General features: G+C 63.2%; 7 protein-coding genes and 1 pseudogene. All 8 read left to right on the plus strand.

Annotation, left to right across the window (positions count from 1 at the left end):
• The first annotated feature begins 17 nt into the window (after positions 1-17).
• Positions 18-1,199, plus strand: a complete 1,182-nt coding sequence (locus IEX64_RS22500; protein ID WP_188823503.1) for an acyl-CoA dehydrogenase family protein — start codon at positions 18-20, stop codon at positions 1,197-1,199.
• A complete protein-coding gene (locus IEX64_RS22505; protein WP_188823505.1) occupies positions 1,196-2,401 on the plus strand; it encodes an acyl-CoA dehydrogenase family protein in 1,206 nt (401 codons plus the stop codon). The genes IEX64_RS22500 and IEX64_RS22505 overlap by 4 nt, the downstream gene beginning before the upstream one ends.
• Positions 2,402-2,503: 102 nt before the next feature.
• On the plus strand, positions 2,504-3,517 hold the full coding sequence (locus tag IEX64_RS22510; RefSeq protein WP_229710659.1) for an NADP-dependent oxidoreductase: 1,014 nt from the start codon (positions 2,504-2,506) through the stop codon (positions 3,515-3,517).
• Positions 3,518-3,599: 82 nt separating this feature from the next.
• Positions 3,600-4,790, plus strand: coding sequence for an acyl-CoA dehydrogenase family protein (locus IEX64_RS22515; protein WP_229710660.1), 1,191 nt, complete (start codon positions 3,600-3,602; stop codon positions 4,788-4,790).
• A gap of 12 nt (positions 4,791-4,802) precedes the next feature.
• A complete protein-coding gene (locus IEX64_RS22520; RefSeq protein ID WP_188823507.1) occupies positions 4,803-5,267 on the plus strand; it encodes a MaoC family dehydratase in 465 nt (154 codons plus the stop codon).
• Complete coding sequence (locus IEX64_RS22525; protein ID WP_188823509.1) at positions 5,264-6,160, plus strand: HpcH/HpaI aldolase/citrate lyase family protein; 897 nt, start codon at positions 5,264-5,266, stop codon at positions 6,158-6,160. The genes IEX64_RS22520 and IEX64_RS22525 overlap by 4 nt, the downstream gene beginning before the upstream one ends.
• 67 nt (positions 6,161-6,227) lie before the next feature.
• Positions 6,228-7,154 (plus strand): 3,5-dioxohexanoate:acetyl-CoA acetone transferase, encoded by a 927-nt coding sequence (gene kce, locus IEX64_RS22530; RefSeq protein ID WP_188823511.1) that lies wholly within the window; start codon positions 6,228-6,230, stop codon positions 7,152-7,154.
• A 234-nt stretch (positions 7,155-7,388) separates the two neighbouring features.
• Positions 7,389-7,648, plus strand: a pseudogene (locus IEX64_RS24545) (hypothetical protein); the annotation flags it as partial.

The raw sequence follows: 7,648 nt of genomic DNA on the forward strand, positions 1-7,648 counted from the left end.
GACCCGAGAGCTCGACAATGGATCTGAAATACTCGTCCGAGCAGGACCTGCTGCGCGACAGCGCGTTCGGTTATCTTTCCTCGGTCTATGACTACCATGCGCGCTGCCGGATTGTGGCGGGCAAGGAGGCGATCGACCGTTCGATCTGGGCTAAATTCGCGGAGCTTGGCTGGCTGGCGCTACCGATCCCCGAGGAGGACGAGGGGATCGGCGGTGACGCGGTAGACCTGTCCGTGGTCATGGAGGCATTGGGATCGCGGCTCGTGGTCGAACCGTTCCTGCCTACCGTGGTGCTCGGCGCCGGACTGATCGACCTCCTGGCTACGGGAGAACAGAGAGCGATCCTTGCCGAGGTCGCGCAAGGGACGGCGATGTTGGCGCTGGCCCACCAGGAACGGGGCGTGCCCTTTGGCAGTCCCCGCGTGGAAACGCGCGCAGAGCGCAGCGGCGAGGGGTGGTCCATTCGCGGCGCAAAGATCCTCGCGATCGGCGCAGGGCTGGCTGACCATGTGCTTGTGCCGGCGCGCATCTCTGGAGCGATTGACGATGCGGAGGGAGTCGGCGTCTTCGTTGTGTCACGCGGCACGCCGGGGCTGGAACTCACCGAATACCCTATCGCCGATGGCCGGCGCGCCGCCGATCTGTCCATCGATATCGCCGGGCTTTCCGACAGCGCCCTCCTGGGCGGATGCGAGAATGCCCTGCCGGCTCTCGAGCAGGTGATCGACAAGGCTATAGCCGCAAGCTGTGCCTACGTGGTGGGCGGTCTCGACATGCTGATACGCCTGACCCGCGACTACACCGCTGGCCGATCGCAGTTCGGCAAACCGCTGGGCCGCTTCCAGGTGGTGCAGCACAGGCTGGCGGAAATGCAGGTCAAGCGCATCGAGGCGCGCGCGGCGATGCAACTGGCCGCCATCCGGTGCGATGGCCCGCGCATTGAGCGCATCCGCGCCATTTCGGCCGCGAAGGTGAAGGTAAGCGAGGCGGCGCGCTACATCGCGCATCAGGCGGTCCAGCTTCACGGCGGGATGGGGCTCACCGAGGAATTGAGCGTCGGCACTTATCTCAAGCACGTGCTGACCTTCGAGCGTTTGCTCGGCGATACGGACGATCACCTGCGCCGCTATGCGCAATTGCTGGCCGACGGCCGGATCGATGTCAGGCGGGGCCTGGTCAATGAGGGAGCGGAGGCATGAACCTTGACCTGACAGCCGAGGAACTGGCGTTTCGCGATCGCATCCGCACGTTCATCGAGGCGGCTCTGCCCGAACAGATCCGCAACGGGGCCGCGGTCAACGTGGCATCGGCCTTCGAATACGACATCAGTCATCCCTGGCACGAAATCCTTCGCGACGCAGGTATGGCCGCGCCGGGCTGGCCCGTGGAATTTGGCGGGACGGGCTGGAACGACGTCGAACAGTACCTCTGGCGCATGGAGCACTGGCGCGCCGGGGCTCCGGTCATTTCCCAGCTGGGCATGCGCCTGGTCGCGCCGACGCTGCTGCACTTCGGTACTCCCGAGCAGAAGGCGCGGTTCCTGCCCCGGATTCTTTCGGGCGAGGACTACTGGTGCCAGGGATTCTCCGAGCCGGGCGCCGGTTCCGACCTTGCCGCGCTGAGCTGCGCTGCGGTGCGAGATGGCGACGAATACGTCGTGAACGGCACCAAGCTGTGGCAGACCCATGCGCACTTCGCAGACTGGATGATCCTGTTGGTGCGCACCTCGTCCGCTGGTAAGCCGCAACAGGGCATCACATGCCTTCTCGTGGACATGCGTTCTCCTGGGCTATCGATCAAGCCGATCCGAACCATCGGTGGCGATATCGAAGTCAACGAGGTGTTCCTCGACGATGTCCGCGTACCGGCCGACCAGATGATCGGCGCCGAAGGCGACGGCTGGTCCATTGCCAAGCATCTCCTCTCGGTGGAACGCGCGAGCAGCGGCAACGCCGGCGGGCGGCTCCGTTCAAACATGGCGAGCCTGATGCGCATGCTGGATCGCCGGGAAAATCATGTGCCCGACGCGTTCGGGGAGCGCACCCTGATGGCAAAGATCGCGCGCCGCGCCATCGACGTCGATATTGTCGAAATGCTTGAGCTCCAGCTGCTGCAATCGACGCTTGACGACCACGCGGGCGGGGCAGGGGCCTCGGTCATCAAGCTGCGCTCCAGCATCGTCGAGCAGGAGATCAACGAACTTTCTCTGGAGGTCGTCGGACCCGAAGTCGTGCGCTGGAACGATCACCGTCCGCTTCACGAGGTGGACGCCGGGCAGGAAGAGCTGGAGCGGCTGGCGATTGCGCCGCAGTACCTGAATGGCCGGGTTCGCACGATCTTCGGCGGTGCGACCGAAGTGCAGCTTGGCATCATTGAGAAGGCATTGCAGGCCAGCCTATGAGGGTTTGCGCCTGCGCTTTTTGCGCTGCGCGCGGCCATTGCACCGGCTGGCCGCCAGCATGCCGTGTTCGCCGACCATATTCATGAACGCAGGAGGATCCTGGTGCCCGCACAGTCCAGTCGCAATCGACGCATTCTGCTCGTCAACCGGCCAGTAGGCATTCCCCAGCCTTCGGATTTCGCTTTCGATGAAACCGGCCTGGTGCCGCTGGAAGACGGACAATTCCTTGTTAGAAACTGTTTCCTGTCGGTCGATCCGGCGCAGCGCGGCTGGGCCAACGAAGGGGCGAACTATTCGAACCCCGTCCCCCTCGGTAGCGTCATGCGTGCGCTTGCAGTAGGCGAGATCGTCGAATCGCGGCATGCGGAATACCCGGTCGGGCATCATGTCTACGGCTGGCTGGGCTGGCAGGACTACGCGATTGCGTCCCCAAAGCATGTGCTCACCCGGATTGCCGCGCCGCGGCTGCCGCTTTCGGCTTATGCGGGGGTGCTCGGTATCAATGGCCTGACGGCCCATCTCGCGTTGCACGGCATCGGTCGGCCCAAGGCGGGCGACACCGTGCTCGTCTCGACCGCGGCAGGGGCGGTCGGCAGCGTTGTCGGCCAGTTGGCGCGGGCTGCGGGGTGCACGACAATCGGGCTCAGCAGCGACCCGGCCAAGCTGGCGATGTGCCGGGATCGCTTCGGCTACGATCACGCCATCAACTATCGCGAACCCGGGCTGGAAGAGGCCATTTCAAGGGTTGCACCGGACGGCATCGACGTATTCTTCGACAATGTGGGAGGCGAGCAGCTCGACAAGATGCTGCGGAAAATGCGCGTCGGGGGCCGGGTCGTCCAGTGCGGCACCGCGTCGGTTCCGTCGTGGACGCCGCCGCCGACCGGCCTTCGCAATGAACGCGAGCTGCTGATGCGAAGGCTTACCTGGGGCGGTTTCGTGGTCTTCGATCACATGGCGGTCTTCGAAGAGACGATGCACGCGCTCGGAGCGATGATCGAGGACGGATCGCTCGTGTACGACGAGGATGTCCGGGAGGGCATCGCGTGCGCGCCACAAGCCCTCGTCGATGTCTTCGCCGGAAGAAACCGTGGTAAGGTGCTCATTTCTCCGTGATGTCCGTGATGTTTCCATGGTGAGTGTTGCCGGTGTGCTCAGAAGTTTCCTATCGTAATTTCTATATTGGGAAATCGAATGATTGAGCATTGCACTGGAAGGGCTGATGACGGGGATATTTACTGACGTGCAGCAAGCCATACATGACGGTGTGACTAAAGTTTGCGACCAGTTTGGTGATGAATACTGGTCAATTTGTGATCGCGAAAAGCGCTTTCCGTTCGAATTTCACAAGGCAATGGCCGATGGGGGGTGGCTGGGCATCACGATGCCCGAGGAACTTGGCGGCGCGAACCTGGGCGTCACCGAAGCGGCGATCATGATGCACGCCGTATCGAGCAGTGCAGGGGGGTATTCGGCGGCCAGTGCCATTCATCTGAATCTGTTCGGCCCGCACGCCGTCGTCACCAACGGTGATCGGGAGCAGAAGGAGCGCATGCTGCGCCCGCTGATCCTTGGCGAGGATAAGGCATGCTTCGGCGTGACCGAGCCCGACGCCGGGCTCGACACCACCAGCATCAAGACCTTCGCCCACAAGGTGGACGGCGGATACCGTGTCTCGGGCCGCAAGATGTGGACCTCCTCAGGGCAGGTGGCGAACAAGATCGTCTTGCTGACGCGCACGACGCCCAAGGATCAGTGCCGCAAGCCGACCGACGGCATGACCTTGTTCTACACCGACCTTGACCACGATCAGATCGAGGTGCGGCGGATCGACAAGATGGGGCGCAACGCGGTCGATTCGAACGCGACGTTCATCGATGATTACTTCGTGCCCGAAGCGGACCGGATCGGCGAGGAAGGCGAGGGCTTCCGCTACATCCTCGACAGCCTGAACCCCGAGCGCATCCTTGTCGGGATCGAGGCGGTGGGTCTGGGGCGCGGCGCTCTGGCCCGAGCGGCGACCTATGCCAAGGATCGCCACGTTTTCGGACGCCCCATCGGCCAAAACCAGGGCATCCAGCATCCACTGGCGGAGAACTGGATCTACCTTGAATCCGCGTTCTGGATGATCATGCGGGCAGCCCAGCTCTACGACAGCGGCTTGCCGTGCGGCGCAGAGGCCAACGCGGGCAAGTTCCTGGGGGGGCGCGCGGCTTTCGAGGCCTGCACACGCGCGGTAATGACGCATGGCGGAATGGGTTATTCTTCCGAATACCAGGTGGAGCGCCTTTTCCGCGAATCCATACTCCTGCGCATCGCGCCCATCACCGAGCAACTGATCCTGAGTTTCATCGCGGAGAAGACGCTCGGGCTCCCCAAGTCCTACTGAAGGGAACGCAAGATGGCTGGAGAATGGTTTGACGACTTGCGCGTGGGCCAGATGTTCGTTCATCCGATCCGCCGGACCGTCACCGAGACCGACAACGTCCTTTTCAGCGCGATGACTCACAACCCGGCGCTGCTCCATCTCGACGAGGAGTACATGAAGGAGACCGAGTTCGGTCGGCGGCTCGTCAACTCGGCCTTCACGCTGGGGGTGATGGTCGGCATATCGGTGGGCGATACCACGCTGGGAACCGCCGTTGCCAATCTGGGGTGGGACGAGGTGCGGTTCCCCACCCCTCTGTTCCACGGTGACACGGTCCACGTGACGAGCGAGGTCGTCGCGCTGCGTGACTCCCGATCACGGCCGGATTGCGGCATCGTGACGTTTTTGCACAAAGCGTACAATCAGAATGACGAACTGGTCGCCACGTGCAAGCGATCCGGCCTGCAGCGCAAACGACAGGGCAGGGATGCACGATGATTGCGCCCCTTCGTTCCCTGCTGTTCATTCCGGGTGACAGCGAAAGGAAGATCGCCAAGGAGGCGGGTTGCGGCGCTGACGCAGTGATCCTCGACCTCGAAGACGCTGTTGCCCCCGACCGCAAAGACCTGGCGCGCAAGCTGGTGGCAGACTTCATCGCCCGCACTGCGCGCGAAGAGCGCACGGTGCAGTACTGGGTGCGGGTCAATCCCTTCGACACGGGCCGGTCCGCTGAAGATCTTGCCGCGATCATGCCCGGCGCGCCCGATGGCATCATGTTGCCCAAGATCGACGGCCCCGAGGACGTGCGCCGCCTGTCTCACTATCTCGATGCGCTCGAAGCGGTGTGCGGTATCGAGCCCGGCTCCACACGCATCCTGCCGGTGGCGACGGAGACTGCCCGGGCGCCTTTTGCGCTTGGCGATTTCGCGAATGCGAACCTGCCGCGCCTGGCGGGCTTGACCTGGGGGGCGGAGGATCTTGCCACTGCGGTAGGCGCCAGCACCAACCTCGACGGTGACGGCCAATGGGCCTTTACCTACCGCATGGCGCGCTCGCTCTGCCTGCTGGCCGCCAGCGCCGCAGGGGTGCCGGCAATCGAGACACTGTTCGTCGATTTCAACGACGACGAGAGCCTGCGTCGTACCAGCCGCGCTGCCCGGGCCGAGGGTTTCATGGGCCGCATCGCGATCCACCCCGCGCAAGTCGCCGGCATCAACGAAAGCTTCAGACCGTCCAACGATGAGGTCGCACACGCCCGCCGTATCCTTGATGCTTTCGAGGCCGCGCCCGGCGCCGGGACGGTCAGTCTCGATGGCAAGATGATCGACATCCCGCATCTTCGCCAGGCCAGGCAAGTGATAGCGCAGGCCGAGGCGGTCAGAACCGGATAGCGCCGCACGGGCCGGACATCGCTGCCCCGCGCTGCACATGCCCGCCGGACAATTCAAAGGAGAGCCCATGAAAAATAAGGTCATCATCAGCTGCGCGATCACGGGCTCGATCCACACGCCCTCGATGTCGCCCCACCTGCCGATCACGGCGGAGGAAATCGCGCAGAGCGCGCTGGAGGCCGCCGAGGCTGGCGCTGCCATCGTGCACCTGCACGCGCGCGACCCCAAGGATGGCCGCCCAGTGCACACCCCGGAAGACTTCGAACCGTTCCTGCGCGTCATCAAGCAGGCCAGCGACGTCGTAGTGAACATCACCACCGGCGCATCGCCCTACATGCCGGTGGAATACCGGGTGAAACCCGCCGAGGTCTGGAAGCCGGAAGTCGCGAGCCTCAACATGGGCTCGATGAACTTCGGCCTGTTTCCCATGCTCAAACGCGACCGAGAGTGGAAGCACGAGTGGGAACCGGAAATGCTGGAGGCCAGCCACGACTTGGTGTTCCGCAATTCGTTCAAGGACATCCGCTATGCGCTGGAAACCCTGAACGCCACCGGCACGCGCTATGAATTCGAGTGCTACGACACCAGCCACCTCTACAACCTGCACTACTTCTGGAAGGAGGGCCTCGTCGAAGGGCCTCTGTTCATCCAGACCTGCTTCGGCCTGCTGGGCGGGATCGGTGCGCATCCCGACGACGTGATGCACCTCAAGCGCACGGCGGACCGCCTGTTCGGCGATCAGTACCGCTGGTCGGTGCTGGCGGCCGGTACGAACCAGATGCCGGTTGCGGCGATGGCGGCCAGCATGGGCGGTAACGTGCGCGTTGGCCTGGAGGACAGCCTGTGGCTGGGCAAGGGCCAGCTGGCCCGGACCAATGCCGAACAAGTCACGAAGGTTCGTCAGATCATCGAAGGCCTCGGCGGCGAGATCGCCACCCCGGCAGAAGCACGGGAAATCCTCTCGCTCAAAGGCGGTGACAAGGTAGCCTTCTGAAGGCCCGGCTGCCGGCAAGCCAATGCATTTGCGGATGCGGCTATGCCGGCGAGAAGTTCAGGTATGGACTGCACGGGCACGGGGACTGGACGCAACCCGATCATGCCAATCCTTATTTTTGCGAAATGTTACGTTTACTCAATAGCCGCTTCGTGTTGACGCAAATCAACTGAGGCAAGCTGGAAGCCGCATAAAATTCAGGCCTGACATTATGGAAGGCGAGAGGATTTTGCGGTGGGACAAGCCAATTCGGATTTCAACGATTTTCAACGAGGTCTGGCCACGCCCATGGCGCCGAACTGGCGGGATATTCGCGATACGGATTCGCGTCCGCTTCCCGAACCCTATCTGACGGAGTCCTCCCCCAATCTGGGGACGGCGAAAATTCCGCCCGAGCGCTACACCTCCTATGATTTTCATCGCCAGGAGTGTCAATCGGCGTCCAATCGGGACCCCCTATCGGCGCGCAAAAGGGACCCCTTGGCAGCATTGCG

Origin of the sequence: Novosphingobium indicum, assembly GCF_014645195.1 — a bacterium.
Taxonomy (GTDB): domain Bacteria; phylum Pseudomonadota; class Alphaproteobacteria; order Sphingomonadales; family Sphingomonadaceae; genus Novosphingobium; species Novosphingobium indicum.